This window comes from Erwinia sp. S43 (assembly GCF_016624745.1).
GTDB classification, from domain to species: domain Bacteria; phylum Pseudomonadota; class Gammaproteobacteria; order Enterobacterales; family Enterobacteriaceae; genus Erwinia; species Erwinia coffeiphila.
The window spans coordinates 25358-41863 of sequence record NZ_JACVTX010000036.1; the positions used below are offsets into that span (position 1 = coordinate 25358).

The window sequence follows — 16506 nt, forward strand, 5'->3', positions numbered from 1 at the left end:
TATCCCACATATTTCACGGTCCTAAACACCCTAAAACGCCACGGATTATGTCGGTGCACCCAGTGAATATGTAGTGAGAACTCCACCCAATGATATGTTCAATCATACACCAGAAGCATCTGCTTTCGGCTATCGCTGATGTGCTGATGACACTCAGATAACAGCTTTGCTAGCGCTATCTTTGACCAAAATGAACGCGTCTTTTTTTCACCACCATCTCACTCATTTCAAGATATGAAACCTGAATGGTAGAGAAAAATCATGCCTGATGTCGCTGTATAAACACTTAAACCGCTACATGAGCCCATTGTGATGTTACTCCAATTTAAAGGTTAGTATAACTTTTGAGCTGTAACTGTCGGCAAGGAGTGAAGGGCGAACATTTACCAGAGTTACAGATGGATTTAAAATGACGGGAGAATAATCATATCAGGTATTAAATATCGTTAATTACATCAAATCGAGGATGGAAAGGTTTTAAATGAATGGATCTTGTTTGTGTAAAACTGTGGAATTCAAACTCTGTTATAGACCATCACTCTTTTATCGATGTCATTGCTCGCTTTGTAGAAAGCAAACTGGTGTGGGGTACAATCTCGCCACGTTAGTAAAAGAGAATGAGTTTCGCTGGATACAGGGAGAAAACAGCATAATCTCATGGTCTAAGCCAACGGGCTATCGTACTGACTTTTGCAGAGTATGTGGCTCAACTGTGCCTAACATTTTGCGGGACATGCCTTATGTCTGGGTTCCAGTTGGTTTACTGGATGAAAGCCTTGTAATGGAATGTGTCGGAGACTTTTGCACTGACGATGCTATGCCATGGGACGATATTCGTTCAGACACACCTCATTCTGAATCTGTTCAATCGCTGGCATACCTGTTAGATCTCCTGAAACTCACTACATAAAGGTCTGTCTTGAGCGATGATCAGATCTATGCAACCTGGAATCGGGTTATGGTAGTAGGATCAACTGGAGTGACCCCACGCCCGTAGACAAACTCTGTCCTCACAGCAAGGCCTTTTCGGAGTCCTCCGGACTGACACCGCCGAGATGACTGTGGCACCGTGCCCGGTTGTAGAACACTTCAATGTAATCAAAGATATTAGCACGGGCCATGTCCCGGATTTTGTATATTCTCTTTCTGATCTGTTCTTTTTCAGCGAACTGAAGAACGATTCGGCCACCGCATTATCCCAGCAGTTGCCAGGCCGGCTCATGCCCGAGGGCAGGTTATTAGCCCGGCAGAAGCGCATCCAGTGCCAGTTCGCGTGAGAGAGTCGGTTTCATTGACCAGCCCACCACGTTACGGGCGAAGAGCTCGATAACTACCGCCAGATACAACCAGCCCTGCCACGTGCGGATATAAGTGATGACGGTGACCCAGACCTGATTGGGCCGGACAACAGTAAACTGCCGCTCCACGTGATTAGGGGCAACCACCGAGGGTCTGCCAGCGATGCGGCGTGGCGCTTTATAGCCGCGCACAGCTTTAACCCGGTTCAGTTGCATGAAACGGCTCACCCGGTTTTTGCCGCAGGTTTCACCGATTTCGTTCAGGTCGCCATGAACCCGTCGGTAACCGTAAACGCCCCCGCTCAGTGAGTATGAGTCACGGATAAGCATCAGCAGGCGCTCGTTATCTTTATCTCGCGCCGAGACAGGGTTATGCAACTACGCATAGAACCCGGCCCGGGCGACATTCAGCACCCCACACATCGTCATCACACCCCATACAGTGAGGTACTCATTGATAAAGCGGTACTTCAGTCGGGCTCCCTTGTAAAGTACCGCGCGGCCTTGTTCAGAATGTCCCGTTCTTGCTCAGAGCGCTTCAGTTGGGCCCTGAGCTTCAGGATCTCGCTTTTCGCTTCCAGTAAATTACGGGCATGCTATTCGCTGTTATCAGGTTTGATAGCCCGTAGCCACTTGTAGAGGCTGTATGCAGAAACCCCAGCCGGTCAGATACATACTTCGGCAACAGAATAACCGCGCTCCGTTATCTGACGGATGGTTTATTCCTTAAATTCAGGTGTAAATAGTGGTGTGCCCATACGCTCCTCCAATGCTCAAACTATAGGGCACCGGGGTGGGGTCAGACCAAACTATAGGGCAGGATCGTCTATCAGAGCGGGCTCAGTCCAGATTTCTAACCACCAAAGTCAAAATAAGTTATCCTGACCACTACGTTCAGGGTGAAGATGTAATTATAAATTTCTCTGATGATTAATCAGCAGTTCTTTAGGGCTCATGAGATACTTTTTCAAGAAGTTTCTTAATACAGGTGTAACTGATAAAAATGTAAAAATTACCAACAATTGATTTGGACCTGGTTACGCCTGCAGAGACTGCCAAAGGAGCATCAAAATCAGTGGTATATCGCCATATTTCAGCTATCGGACACGATCTTAGCAAAATCCTGGAACTGGTTTTAATATCTAACTAAGCAATAAAAAAACTTGTCAGGCTAACTGAAAATTGTTAATCAATCAGGAATAGTTGCGCAGGAATTATTTTTAAATTTAATCGAAAAATATATATTTGACAAAGGTTTGATTTGAGAAATAAGATATGAGTAACTTAAAAAATTTATAACTAAATTATTATAATCGTTTTAGAAACATTGCTGCCTCAGAAAATTTGAAATGCGCTGTTTTTAATATATCAATTTGGGTTAAATCATGAGTGGAGTTAATGTATGCTGACCACATTGATATACCGTAGTAGGGTGAGTCCTGAGACAGGAAAGGAAAATGTGCACAAACTTGTCCAGCATGCTCTTGACAAAAATAGGGCTAGCAGTATTACGGGGATTTTACTATTTGATGGTACTGAATTTTTTCAGGTACTTGAGGGAGAGGAAGCTGTTGTCAATGCACTCTTCAATCGAATAGCAACTGACCAGCGGCATAGCTCTGTAGTATTACTTATGCAGGATTACTCCGCTTACAGACGATTTCAGGATACGGGAATGCGTCTGTTCGATGTTTCAAGTCATACTGAAGAGTCTATAATCGAGGACATACTCAACCTCAGTCATTTTAAAGGAAACTATCTTCAGGATGACAGAATAATGAGGCTTACGAGAAAATTTCTTGGCGGGATTGGGTTACATATAACTTCGCCAGAGTTTAATCCATCTTCCTGGTATCTTGAAGGCAGAGAAAACTTTGAAATATCCTCATGGCCTGCTCCTGTCCCGGAACAACCCTGTCAGTTTGCCCTGCAACCTATCATCGATGCACTCACTGGAAAGGTTTCTTCCTATGAAGCTCTTATCAGAAGCCCTTCAGGAGGATCGCCATTTGAAATGTTTCAGTCTATACCCGCTGACAGGCTTTATCTTTTCGATATTGAAACAAAATTCTATGCATTTAAACTGGCAAAACAGCTGCTGAAACATAATGAGAAATTATCAGTGAATTTGCTACCCGGAGTACTTTATTCGATCCCGGGGGCTGTAAATATTCTTATTCAACAAATCAGCGATGCAGGACTCAGACCAGAACAGATCATAGTTGAAGTCACTGAGACCGAGGCAATTACTGATCAGGATGTTTTTCATCAGGCATTGAAAGAACTTCGGGTTGCCGGTATTGGCCTTGCCATTGATGATTTTGGCGCCGGTTTTTCAGGACTTGCACTCCTTACAAAGTTCCAGCCAGACAAAATTAAGATAGACAGAGCTTTGATTGAGGACATACATCTGAGCGGAGTAAAACAAGCAATCGTGCGATCGATTGCTCAATGTTGTGATGAACTCGGGATAACGCTTGTCGCCGAGGGGGTCGAGCTGATGGAGGAATGGTACTGGCTTGAATCCACAGGTATCCATCTTTTTCAGGGATTCTTGTTTTCCCGTCCAAGCCTCAATGACACTGGCATCATACGCTGGCCACTCATGCGATGACCTGATTAAGATCCAGACGTAATAAAAAAAGAAAGCAAAATACCCCGATTGACAGGATAGAGGAGTGCTTATTTCAGGGCTTTAATCCTGCCAGAAGGCATTAATTATCTTACGGGTATGAAGAATATCTCTGAACCAGTGATCACTCAGGGATTCATCCCGAATTAACCTGTCGAAACTCACAGTAGATCTGCGCTGGCCGGCCAGGCTGGGTTAATTGCTACTAAACACCAGGATACGGTACATAAGCTGTGGTTAGCGTTAATGCCCCCCGGATGCAGGAGCTGCCATATACTGCCGTTAAAAAGTGACGGCATTCAGGTGCCAGCTGTGCGTAAGTTCCCTGCCTGGGCCGGATAACCGCAGGTTGAAAGGGAAAAAATGCCGGCAGGCACATCATAACTGGTAACCTGCGGCCTCACATGTGATTCCCATGGCTTCCTGCATCTGTTCTGTCTTCAGAACGTTCGGCAGAAGACACCTGAAGCCCCCCTCAACCGACATGATTTCAGTGAACGGCTTGCTGAGGCGGGCATTCCTGTCTTCTGACGGATTAAGCCAGTTTATTTCGGGTACTTCCAGGTCGCTAATCTTCTAGGCCAGGTGTAAAAGAAGCGTCAGGAATAGCATGTATGTGGCAGAGTTCCTGCCCGAAATAAGGATTCAGCTTTACGACGATTTAAACTGGTAAAAGTCTGCGTGAGCCGGTCAGTTGCATCATGCAACCATTGCAATGACTGGATCACCGCTTAGACATACATTTCAGGTATGCAGCAGAACCTGGAGATTGAAAGCCTCTGGATTACAGAATGAATGTACACATCTCCACGTGGCAGACAGAAGAGATATCACTTCAAAATTTCCCAGATACTCTCATAACGGAGAGGCGACGAATCCAGGAACAGAAGACTCATAATCAACTGCAGTCTGTAACGATCTTTAGCGGGAAAGAAGTAAAAAACTGTCGTTTTCGATAGTTATCCACTTATCAACAGAACAGATCCCAATAATTAAGATCCAGATGAGATCCTTAGAAGATCAAAAGAGATCCAGGATTCTCGCAAGCCGCGCTGCTACTGGCTTTGAAGCATGTGCGAATAAGCTACAGGCAGTAAAAAATAAACTGTAGGGAGTGAACGATAAACTGTAGAAAGTAACTCATAAGCTGTAGATGGCCAATCATATAAGCTATAGTGAGAGATTCAAGATGTTGAGCGTCTGGTTTGTGGATAAAAAACCTCTGAAAGTACAACTGGTTCGGTGCTTTCGTGACATGTTGTATTTCAGTCATCCACATCCCTGATTGCGATGATCAAAACGATAGTAACAACCTGACCTGGACTGCTGATGGATGAAAAAACGCTCAACCCGGACACCTTCTTTGAAGAAATTGACAAACGTACTGGTGAAATAGTCACACTGAAACCGAATGACAATAAAACGGTGCAGCCGGTTGCTCTGATGCGACTGGGGGTTTTCGTTCCAACTCTTAAATCCCTGAAAAACAGCACCAAAGATGCAACATCCAGAACAGATGCGACAGAGGAATTGTCTAAACTGACGCTTGCCAAGGCCGAAGGTTATACCAACATTGAGATCCTCGGGCCCCGGCTCGATATGGACAATGATTTCAAGACGTGGGTTGGCATCATCCATTCCTTTGCCAAGCATAAGGTCTCAGGGAACCGCGTAGAACTGTCTTTCGTGGAGTTCGCAAGACTTTGTGGTATTCCTTCCAGCCGCTCTTCCAGGAAGCTCAGAGAGCGTATAAGCCCCTCTCTGAAGCGTATTGCCGCGACGACTATTTCGTTCAGTAGTGAGAAAGGTGAAGACGCACGGGAGTACATAACGCACCTCGTACAGTCAGCGCTTTACGATACAAAGAAAGACATTGTGGTGCTGGAAGCCGACCCTAAGCTGTTTGAGCTGTATCAGTTTGATCACAAAGTATTGTTGCAGCTTAAGGCTATTAATGCCCTTAAACGGCGTGAATCGGCTCAGGCCTTATATACCTATATTGAAAGCCTGCCCCAGAACCCTGTGCCTATCTCACTCGCCCGGCTTCGCGCAAGGCTGAATCTTCGGTCACCGGTGTTCTCGCAAAACCAGACAGTCAGGCGTGCACTGGAACAGTTGAGGGAAATTGGCTATCTCGATTACACCGAATTCAAACGGGGTAACACGGTTTACATCCAAGTGAATTATCGCAGGCCAAAACTGAAAGCTCCAGGGAACGCCAGTACTGAGAATCCGAAGCCCGTGGTGAATAAAAACAGTGTCAATGCGACTCTTCAGGAAAAGAAGAAAATTCTCAGCAAACTGGGTATCACCATGGAGGACCTGGCAGCTCTCCTCAAAAACGGAGGAGAATAAGCTGTAGTGAGTCTGCGGTAGGATTTGCTGAAGTTTTGTGCTCACTGTAGTTTATGTTTTTTAAGTAATTTGCTGATACGTATATTATTTTTTTCTTATGGCATATCAGCGAGTGCTCACTGTAGCTTATATTGTAAGACAAACCAGCACCTGTCTCCGGAGTAACAGCATGTCTGTGCTTAATTCGGGCAGTCCTGTAATGAACAATCTGTAGCTTATGTAGTATGTCTATCTTATTGATTTTTAATTTTTTTATTATTAAGTAGCACTGTTTCTTTACGGTTATCAGTCATCTCTGATGGAACACCTTAACCCCCAACCGGCGCAGCATGGCACGTTAAGCAACAGTCCGTTTTTTTAGCTGATTCCCACAGGCCATAAAATTATAACCATTTGAAAAATGGGTTTAAATTATATTTTGAGTGCAAGTCATATCCAGAACAGAACTGGGATGGCCTGCATATGGGGAAATGAGAAATGTCAGACAACCCTACTTGATACAGCTTATTAAAAATGGTTATGTCTATGTTATTATTGATATATTTATTCAGTCAGCGCGCAAGAATAGCAGGGCGTCATTTTGCTTTCTATAGCTTATGTGAGAGTGCTGTTGCTCACTATAGCTTATGTAGCCTGACTATAATCATTGCTCTCTGCCAGCCCTCACACAAAGAGCTACGGGCAAACTGACAAAATCAGTGTTAGCAATATGTGGAGCCCGCATGACTGAATATCATGCAATTATCAATCTCAGTAATGTTAAATCATGCCGTAACGTAGAAGATGTGTGAGGGTAAGCCAGGCTCCCGGAAGAACGTCCAGGAGGAGATTTCCGTTCACGTAACGCAGAGTTACGGTTAGCCGTACTTACCAGGCTGAATGTCCGGTTAGAGCTCATAAAGGGATCATATCACCAGTATATGCCTTTACTTCACTGATATATGCACTGCCAGACATTACTGAAAAGTCTGGCTTTTCCGGTTCAGAAAACTGAATTACAGCGCATATTGTATTATTTTTGCCTCCGTTATCCCTTCCTCTGGACAAGGTTGAAATACCCTTTCTGTCTGCAGAGAATAAGAACAGACCACGATAGTGGACAGAAGACATTTATTCTTTGATGGGGTAATCAGAAAAAAATTATCTGCCTTAAATAATAATGACTTATCGATTTGGATCAAATCTGACATAACAGTAAAACTGAAAGGAAATGCACTGAATTTGGATTTTATTGTTTTTTTTCAATAAGATATTTGGGTTTTTGTGAGTCTGATTTCAGGGCAGCCAAAAGAGAAAGAATGTTTTTTAACCGGTTAAAAATTCTATAAAAGATCTGATGGGAATTGTAACCGGATGAAAAGTGAAATTAAATTTCTCTGCTAATTCACAGCTGAATACTTAAAACCTGTCAGTGTTGGAGGCTGCTCGGTATCACAAGGCAGTTCTTTACAGCTGAAGCAGTTTAAATTATCCGGAAGAACTGTATTCTGCATACGTTCCGGCGGTCAAATTTACTAAAATTAATCCCTGGGATTAATATAGATAATCAACATTTATTTAACTAAAAATTTTTTAGATGACAACTTACGGATAATGAATAATAATAGAACCGTGCTAAATCTGAATAGTTAACTATAATTGAAAAATGAATTGATTGAATAAGGACTAATCATTTTATGAAATTTTACGGGATTGAATATTTGCAAATGCAATCCAGCATCAATGACTACCTGAAATACATTCTTATTTTTAGCTCGCTTTTCGTTTTAATACTGGTTTTCAGTCTTTATATGCGTCACAGATTGCAAACAAAATACAGAGATTTAACAATCATTGCTCTCCTTTTTTTACTTCTCACATCCGGAATTCAGTACTCAGACTACACGAACAGCCAGAACGTACACTCACAATCATCTCAGATGGTAAATTTTGTAAAACTGTTATCTAAAGATAAGAATGCAAGTATTAATTCAATTTACTCCAGTTCGGTGCAGTTATCAGATGGTGTCATCATTAAAATCAATGATTCTTACTATCGTGTTAACTTAAGTGCAGACCAGAAGACTTACAGCCTGGATAAAACCTGGTTATTAACCACAGATATTTCAGTAACTGAAAAATAAGGATAACCATGATCATCTACACACCCATTTTCATTAAGCTTGGGCTTGGAATATTGTGTCTGATAGTACAGATTAATCTGATGGGAAAAGGAAACCTTGCACCGACATCAGCAATGGACCAGGTTCAGAACTATGTTCTTGGCGGTATCATAGGTGGTGTGATTTATAATGAGTCCATTACAGTTCTGCAGTTTGTTCTTGTATTGCTTATCTGGACCTTGCTTGTTTTCTTGCTTAAATTCATGAAGGAAAACAACAGATTAGTTAAAAGGGTCATAGATGGAAAACCTGTCACTCTCGTACATAATGGGATCGTAAATGTAAGAGAGTGCCTGAGAAACGGGGTTTCAGCCAACGATCTGATGTTCAAGTTAAGGTCTAACGGGATTTACGAAGTTGAACAGCTTAAACGTGTTGTTCTTGAACAGAATGGCCAACTTACCATTATCCAGATTGGAGATGAAAACATCCGTTATCCAATAATCGTGGATGGTTCTGCTAATCATGATCTGCTTGAAATAATTAATAAAGACAGAGAGTGGTTAGAAGAAAAAATAAAAGAGCAGGGTTTCGATAAAATAAGTGAGGTTTACCTTGGTGAATACCTGTCTGGAAAGATAAATCTGTATGGATATCCGGAATAAATACCGTTCCATACATCCGGCGTATCTGAACAACCACCTGATTTTATATCTGAACATGACGGTGGTTTTAATAACTGTATTCTGTAGTCAGAAAACATCTGTCATTTATAAATTAACATGAGTAAGATTGCTGAAATTTTTATTGTAATGTATCCACAGCGCTCGCCGCAGGGAATGACCGGGTACAGCCCGTGAATAAACGAGGAAGCGAAAATTCACCGGTACGGTCTCTTCCCGGGCCACAGACTGCTGAAAGTGTTCACTTAACACAGTGTTTCCTTGATCAGTTTATATATTTCAGGTTTTTCAGGTCACTGCTTCCTTTTTCTTTTGCAAAGCTGGAACAGATATGAGTATTAACCTGATGACAGTAAGATATTTCTGTAACCAGGTATTATTTCGACATAAATGACGAAGAGCGTTGCGGGAAAGATGAGATCATTGTGAGGCACCTGCTGATAATGATCGGCTCTGATTGCTTAAAATAAGGTGAAACTGACATCTGTACTGTGAGGTACCAAAAGACAGTCATTACAGCTTCATGTGTAAGACATCGCTGGCCTGTACAAGCCAGTGCCGGAGGCCTCACTCATGACCAGGTTCCGTTACTGAGCAGGACTTTAAGGGCTCTGATGGAAATATTCTTATCTTATTATCCAAATCTTTCACACGTTCCGGTACTTGCATAATCAGCGATGATCCAGAAGTGCACGGGCTTCAACTGCATCCATGGAGAACCGAACACCGAGCTGGCGGGTGACGTCCAGAGCAAACACACGCGTGTACCACTCGGTTGATTTGGCATCTTTATGCCCCATCAGCGTCTGAATGACTTTCTGTGGCACCTGATGCTGAACCAGATGCATCGCAAACGAGTCCCTGAACGTCTTTGGGGTCACCGGCCGGATGGAAAACGTCACACCGTCACGCGTAGCCGCGGCAACTGCCTGACTTATCCAGCTTCGCGCGGTGTCCTCGCTTTTTATATCCCACAACCGTGTCCCGGGTGCTGGCTGTACGGTCGCGAACCATTCCCGGAGTCGCTGTACATATCCGGTATCGGTCAGCGGCACCGCGCGCGGCGGATTATCACGGATCAGTGCTTCTGCCTCGCGCTCTGCCTGCTGTTCGTCTTTCGTCGGCCTGCCACGACGACGGCTGCGGTTCACAGAGGCCTCTTCCAGCCGGCGCTGCTTGAGGGTGCGCAGTACCACAAAAGGGGAACCCAGAGGTGAACCTGTGACAGGGGAATCCAGAACGAAGTCATCGCGGTTCAGTGGCAGGATCTCATTCAGCCGGCCACCCGTGTTCCACAGAGTGTCAATAAAAAGTCGTTTACGGAGATCGGTCACCTTTGACAGCAGCACGGCAACTTCAGGCGCCAGCAGGTAGCGCGGCATGTCGGTACCGTACGCGGCAGCGAGGTTTCTCAACGCCACGGCACTTTCGTAGTCAAAATAACGTGCGGCAACCGGCTTGGTCGAAATTTGCACACCGGTGTCGCTGTGTGAATTCTTTGCCGGCAGCAGGGGTAAAGTACTCAATTTTTCATTCTCCGTTGTCTGCGGTCATGGAACGTATTTTCCCCGGTTTGTCCAGAGAAAACCACTGCAATAAATCGATCCTCAGCAGATCCTCTCTTGATCTGTTTTTCGGCTTTTCCCCGTTATGGGGAGAATAACCTGGCAGGGAATAAATTAAAAGAAGGCCGTTCGCACGGGCAGGGCATATGAGAAGACATGTAATAAACTGTTTTATATGTAAAAAAATCCGGCTGGGCCGCAGGAGGGACCTTCCAGGCACTCTGGGGTGCATACCTGGATGATTAAAGATTTAAGAGAAAGTTGTTCTTTTATACATAGTGAGTGTGTGCATATACGATCCGAAGTGTGAACCGTCATCACACTGAGATGTCGGTAAAAGAACATACTCCCCGGTTTCAGGCTACAGCCTGTATGTGATCCAGATGGAGAAGGTGAAGAGATTTTTCCTGTAAAGCAAACCCGGACCTGGTGTCTGACGGTTTCAGCTCCAACCGGTTGGCTCGGGTGATGAGGATAAATCGAAAAAAATGTCAGCACATTATAAAAAAGCTGAACGTAATTTTTCGGGAAAAATTTCTTTGTCAGTACTGTCTGACTTCAGATTGATATAATAATGGAAGGGTAAAAATGACAATAAGTAATTTTTCATCCATTTCTGTCATATGGCTCAATAACGATAATTCGTATATTAATAAAAATCTATGTGAAGAAAAATTAACTGGATAAATCAAATTTATGTGAGGTAGATTAGCCTGCGAGGAGGGTTTAACTAATTGATTGCTCATGTTATTTTATAATAAAATCAATTTTACTTGTGTTTTTAAAATTGATAAATTGTGGTTGAAGTCCAGAACGAATCGATACAGTATTTTCGACAGGGGTTGATGTCAAGATTAATTTTTACAGACGGTAAAGTTGAAAATTATGAGCGTCCATACCATAATATTTACGTCCGTAATTTTATTTTTATAATCATATACTTGTTTAGGTATGAAGTTAGTAAAGATCTGGATTAATTTTTCCTCATGGTCGCATACTGAAGTAATTAAAAAAAATGATAAAGAAATTTTTTTTAAAAATAATCAACCATGATTTTTTTTCGTACAGTCAGGAGAATTTTACATGCGAAGGTCTCCACGCATTTAAAAAATCTTATCAAGAAAATCTAAAGATAGAGATTTTATGAAAAATGGACGCCCATGAATTTCCTTCTGAGCAACCCGGGTACACCCAGCAGACGCATCGGCTCATGAGCAGGATGAAAATTACTAAAGATATCGCATTTCCTATGTAAGTACTTAATAAATGTTGTAAAAAAATCAACCTGGCAGGAAGTGAATTTTGAATATTCAGCCGTTCGCAGGATATCTCATGGCTCGAATTACTCCTTTTTGTTACTTCACGGGCAACTCTGTGGCGAACTGACGTAGTGCAACAGAACTTTCACCATCAATAATGAATAAGAATTAGTTACCGGATTAAAGCGCCGTTAAACCTTAAAATATCAGATCACAGCATCCTTGCATGCATGAATTCACTGGATTGAAATAATCCGGATTGCTTTTTTTCACAGGTATTTGCTGATGTTCTGACAGCTGATATGCAGATGTCCTGCTTTGCAGAGAAGGACAGTTTGCAGGTGTTGAGCTTGGAAAAGTGTGAAAGATTGATTTAGTTGAGATTTTATCTGATGCTCGTCTGGTTAACTCAATGAATCAGAAGGTGTAAATTTTAAAACCAGAATTTATGAAAATTTTTAAAAATTAAACGATGTGTTTTTTATTACTTGTGCTAGATTTGATTTGCACTTTCCTGGATGGAATGTTTGGTTTTATTTAATGTGAGGTCAATCATGAAGGCAAAATTTGCAGTTTTACTGGTACTGTCTTCACTAATTGCTGGAGTACATGCTGCTCCTGGTGATGGTGTGACGGCGGGCGCTGATGCAGCAGCCATTTCAAAAGGTGCAACTGATGCGATCGGTGTGGGAGCTGTGGCTGCTTTAGCAGGAATTGCCATTGCTTCTGCTGGCGGTGGTAATGGTTCTAATACCGGGACCACAACTACCACTACAACCTCGACATCCCGTTAACAAACCGGTCCGGAGATAATTCCGCGACTGTGTTTATAATAAAAAAGTTTTATTTATTAGCCAGCCCGGTAGGGCTGGTTTTTTTTGTAAAAAAAATAAAAAAAGCCCGATATTCTCGGGCAAAATATATAATGAGCAGGGTGCTCGCAGGAGAGAGTAACAGGGACACACATATCAACAATAGTAAATAAACATAAATTATCAAGGTGCCCTGAGAAAATATAAATTTTTTATTTCAGGTGAGTCTCATTGACAGGTTTAATGATTTCAATCAGTAAAATAAACTATCAAATTAATGAGTTTCAGCGGAGTTATGAGAGAATTTGAAGAAATTTTTCAGCTATACACTGAGAAAATAACTCCTTTTTTCTGGATTTATCAATATAATTCATTGGCTTACCCCTCCTGAACGTCAATATTCATTTACTTAACTTGTAAAAAGCCACAAAACTGTCCGGTACACTGTTAAATGGTAATAACTGATATTAAATAAACTATTGATATCTTAGCTGTTATCGGTATATGCTATATTTTAGTGGAATCAAACTTTCACCATTGAGGAGGCTCAGTTGAACATTACAGATGAAGACAAACAAGCCAGACTGCTTGGTGAGGCTGCAATGAACTTAATCCTTAAAAGGCAAAAGGTCAGTGTTGACAGTCTGATTCAGGAACTGAATTTACAGGCCACTGATGTCAAAGATCCTGACCGTGAACTACTTATTAATGATACCTGCCGCTGGCTGAGAGATTATAAAAGACCAGGAGCCTCATCGAGTACCAGATTCAGAACATCACAGGAGCTTGAACAGAGTAATGTCTCTGATGCTCAGTTGATTGTCATCAGTTCTGATACTTCGAAGTCAGAAACGGAGTTTTAATTTGGTTCACTCCGGTAAATTTTTCGGGCCATGCCAGTAATGGCCCGACGCTCTTTCTTTTAGAAATCAGATTCAGCTAGTTTTCAGATGCTTTAAAATCAAACATTTTGCTTCTTCACAACGTGTCTTCAGATTCTGATCACTGCTGACCATGCTCATCAGTTGTATCATATTTATGATATTTTCAGCTTCCGGACTCTCGCCGATTTTTAACAGACGGGTTATGGCATTTCCGATGACTGTCTCAACGTCATCAATTTGTACAATATCATGTTTCAATTAGCTTTCCAGCAGGTATCCATAGGGTCACTATAACAGCTTCTGAGCAGAATTCACCGTGTTGCAGATGGGTTTTTTTAGGCAATTTCCCCCTGTACAACTTTCGGAAGCACGCATCAATGACTTGTTTTTAACTTGTTGAAATAAATGATTTATTAGGGGTATTAGTTAAAATGCTTCTGGTAGGATTATTATTTTCTGTACAGAAATTGTTTTTTTGTATAACTTGTAGAGGTGTAAACCTATAACCTTATCATCCTGGAGTATCTTGATGCGCCATCGCGAACGCAATTCCAAAGCTGCAGAACAGATTTCTCAGTATTTTAAAAACGCCACGATGCCATCCCAGCAGGAGACACTTGGCAGGATTGTTACCGAGATTCTGGTTTCTGGTAAGACGCTGAGCCGTAAGGCAATCTGTACCTCACTGTTATCAAAGCTTGAAACAGTTACCAGCAGTGATGAAGAAAATCATTATCATCAACTGATTGCTCTGCTTTTCGGCCGTGATTGTGACTGAATTTACCTTAAGTATTTTTTTTATTATCTATATGAATTAATTGTTTTTTTGTATTTTAGTTACGTCGTTAAGCAGCAAGAGATTTAATATGTACAGTAATAAAGAAGAAATGCTTGTAGACACCGTGCTCGGGGAGGCTATAGTTAAACTGATTAGCAGTGATTCCCGGATATCCATAAGCACAGTTCTGGATACGTTGAACATTATGTCAGGGACTGAACCTGATCCGGAACGTCAGCATGCTATCCACCGTGCAATCGAAGACGTGAAGAACAGTACTTCAGTGGCCAGACAGAACGTAAAAAAATCACACAGCACATTTTCTGATTCGTATTCAGGGCAGGAGCCCGAAGATAAAAAACATTGAATCATGAAATTGAACACGCAACTCAATTTCACTTAAATCAGAACATTTAACTCTATATTATCCGGGAGATTACATGCATCATACCGAACATAGCGCCTTCCTCGAATTATTTGGTTCTTCTACTGTAAAATTTGAAGATGAACGTAAAATCATCGGGGCAATAATCAGAGAACAGATCACCCTCAATGGTAGCGTTACCAATAAAGCCATAATAATAAAATTAATCAACATGTTAGATACTTCAAACGACGCTGTTGAGCAGGATATACTGCGTAATGCGCTGGAACTGATTTTGTGCCGTACAGACGACGATATCGGATTTTGATGTTCGATGAATCTTAAGTAACGATAGTTGTTGTCTTGAAATGAATGTTTCACCAAAATCCTGAACACCTCCGAATTGGAGATTTGTAAAAATCTCATTAATATGAACACCCGTGTACTGTCCCGGGTGTTCATACTAGAAAATTATCAGGTGTCCATCATATTATCTGCTCATCTGTCAGTAATAACCCCCGCCAAATAAACGTGACCTCTTAAGAACTTTCAATACTCATATGTCAGCCTGTATTAACTACTGATGTCATTTTTCTATTTTCATTGCAATTCAGCTACCTGCAATTTTTGTCACCGATTACAGGCTGATGGCCGGATTCTCCTTACCTGCCCGCAGGATCAGATACAATGCTTACTTAGTAATGTCGGATCCTTTACTATCCGAATCACCCTTTCCCCAGCCCGCCCCAGATTAACATCGCGTCTTATAATGTAGCGTGGAATGCGGGGACAGTCGCTTCACACCTGACGCCATTCACAAATGGTATTTCTGGCATGACTGATATCAATGAACCAGTGTTCATTCAGGCATTCATCGTGAAAGCGGCCGTAAGAGAATCAATAAGTTCGTTTTGTTTCGGTTTGCCGGGCTGGATAAGCAGCAGCTCCTCGCTCCACGTCATGCTAAAAGGCCTGTTGATATAGCGCATGGCAGGTAAACTCCGGGCCCTGATCGGTTCTTATCCTTGCCGGACAGCACGAAGCAGTGCAATGCTGTCCAGATTACACGTGGCTTGCACGCCTGAATTCCTGAAGGCAATAGTGAACGTCAGGCACTCCTTTGCAAAATCATCGATGCAGATGAGGCATTTGATCCTGTGTCCTGTAGCCAGAGCATCCATGACGAAATCCATCGGTATGCCATATTTGTCGCCGACTTGCTCAGCAGACGCAGACATATTGTTGCCAGCTTTCTATGGCGTCGTCATCGTTTAACACCAGACACGTTCAGATGATTGAAGCAGCAAACGAGTTGTGATTAGCATGATACCATGCACGGCGCTGTGACTGCCCTGTACGGCCGTTGCCAGAAAGTCTGTACACTACATCCAGCTGAGTGATGCGTCCTGATTTAAGCGCACCAGCCGCCGCATGATGAGAGTTATAGCAGCAGACCGACAGGGATTAACCTGTAAATCTGCAGTCAGGACGATGCGACAGACTGTCGCATCCGATATCAACATCACGTTTCGCGCTTCTGATCTGTCGTGAGTGCTTTCGCCCAATAGTCACCTGAAAGCAAGGCTTCGGACAGCACCTTCGTGAGCCGTGCATGCAGGCCTGGTGAACAACAGAAAAAATCCGCAGCCGGTGAATAGCGAGTTTCTACCAAGACAATGTCCGTTAAGGGGCGTTTATCATGGCGTAATTTTGTTTCTCTACTTGTAAGTACACCCGTTTTAGTTCCACACACTTTTTGAGATTTCCGGTTTCT

The 16506-nt window shown here is 42.6% G+C and carries 12 protein-coding genes and 2 pseudogenes; 10 read left to right on the forward strand and 4 right to left on the reverse strand.

What is annotated here, in order from left to right:
* Nucleotides 1–481: 481 nt before the first annotated feature.
* Nucleotides 482–910, forward strand: coding sequence for a GFA family protein (locus IBT47_RS24935; RefSeq protein WP_200563781.1), 429 nt, complete (start codon nt 482–484; stop codon nt 908–910).
* Nucleotides 911–1010: 100 nt separating this feature from the next.
* Here IBT47_RS24935 and IBT47_RS24940 read toward each other — a convergent pair.
* Nucleotides 1011–2014 (reverse strand): annotated as a pseudogene (locus IBT47_RS24940) (IS3 family transposase).
* Nucleotides 2015–2700: 686 nt separating this feature from the next.
* Here IBT47_RS24940 and IBT47_RS24945 point away from each other — a divergent pair.
* The 4 genes from IBT47_RS24945 (at nt 2701) to IBT47_RS24960 (ending at nt 9052) form a co-directional block, all read left to right on the forward strand.
* Complete coding sequence (locus IBT47_RS24945) at nt 2701–3912, forward strand: diguanylate phosphodiesterase (protein WP_200563783.1); 1212 nt, start codon at nt 2701–2703, stop codon at nt 3910–3912.
* A 1389-nt stretch (nt 3913–5301) separates the two neighbouring features.
* On the forward strand, nt 5302–6285 hold the full coding sequence (locus tag IBT47_RS24950) for a RepB family plasmid replication initiator protein (RefSeq protein ID WP_370569951.1): 984 nt from the start codon (nt 5302–5304) through the stop codon (nt 6283–6285).
* A 1676-nt stretch (nt 6286–7961) separates the two neighbouring features.
* Nucleotides 7962–8408, forward strand: a complete 447-nt coding sequence (locus tag IBT47_RS24955) for a DUF3290 domain-containing protein (RefSeq protein WP_105594530.1) — start codon at nt 7962–7964, stop codon at nt 8406–8408.
* An 8-nt stretch (nt 8409–8416) separates the two neighbouring features.
* On the forward strand, nt 8417–9052 hold the full coding sequence (locus IBT47_RS24960; protein WP_200563787.1) for a DUF421 domain-containing protein: 636 nt from the start codon (nt 8417–8419) through the stop codon (nt 9050–9052).
* A 689-nt stretch (nt 9053–9741) separates the two neighbouring features.
* Here IBT47_RS24960 and IBT47_RS24965 read toward each other — a convergent pair.
* Nucleotides 9742–10596: a tyrosine-type recombinase/integrase gene (locus IBT47_RS24965; protein WP_105594532.1), complete on the reverse strand. Its 855-nt coding sequence runs from the start codon at nt 10594–10596 to the stop codon at nt 9742–9744.
* A gap of 1852 nt (nt 10597–12448) precedes the next feature.
* Here IBT47_RS24965 and yjbE point away from each other — a divergent pair.
* Together yjbE and IBT47_RS24975 are read left to right on the forward strand one after the other, a co-directional pair.
* A complete protein-coding gene (gene yjbE, locus IBT47_RS24970; protein WP_105594534.1) occupies nt 12449–12688 on the forward strand; it encodes an exopolysaccharide production protein YjbE in 240 nt (79 codons plus the stop codon).
* 569 nt (nt 12689–13257) lie between these two features.
* A complete protein-coding gene (locus IBT47_RS24975; protein ID WP_200547666.1) occupies nt 13258–13569 on the forward strand; it encodes a hypothetical protein in 312 nt (103 codons plus the stop codon).
* A gap of 72 nt (nt 13570–13641) precedes the next feature.
* Here the strand turns inward: IBT47_RS24975 and IBT47_RS24980 are convergent, their stop codons facing one another.
* Nucleotides 13642–13848, reverse strand: coding sequence for a hypothetical protein (locus tag IBT47_RS24980; RefSeq protein WP_105594536.1), 207 nt, complete (start codon nt 13846–13848; stop codon nt 13642–13644).
* 271 nt (nt 13849–14119) lie between these two features.
* Here IBT47_RS24980 and ycgZ point away from each other — a divergent pair, with 271 nt between their 5' ends.
* From ycgZ to IBT47_RS24995, 3 genes are all read left to right on the forward strand, one after another.
* Nucleotides 14120–14368: a regulatory protein YcgZ gene (gene ycgZ, locus IBT47_RS24985; RefSeq protein ID WP_105594537.1), complete on the forward strand. Its 249-nt coding sequence runs from the start codon at nt 14120–14122 to the stop codon at nt 14366–14368.
* 88 nt (nt 14369–14456) lie between these two features.
* Nucleotides 14457–14735, forward strand: coding sequence for a hypothetical protein (locus IBT47_RS24990; protein ID WP_105594538.1), 279 nt, complete (start codon nt 14457–14459; stop codon nt 14733–14735).
* 73 nt (nt 14736–14808) lie between these two features.
* Nucleotides 14809–15060, forward strand: a complete 252-nt coding sequence (locus tag IBT47_RS24995; RefSeq protein WP_200547664.1) for a biofilm development regulator YmgB/AriR family protein — start codon at nt 14809–14811, stop codon at nt 15058–15060.
* Between the two features lie 423 nt (nt 15061–15483).
* Here IBT47_RS24995 and IBT47_RS27405 read toward each other — a convergent pair.
* Nucleotides 15484–16347: pseudogene (locus IBT47_RS27405) on the reverse strand (integrase core domain-containing protein); the annotation flags it as partial.
* Between the last annotated feature and the right edge of the window lie 159 nt (nt 16348–16506).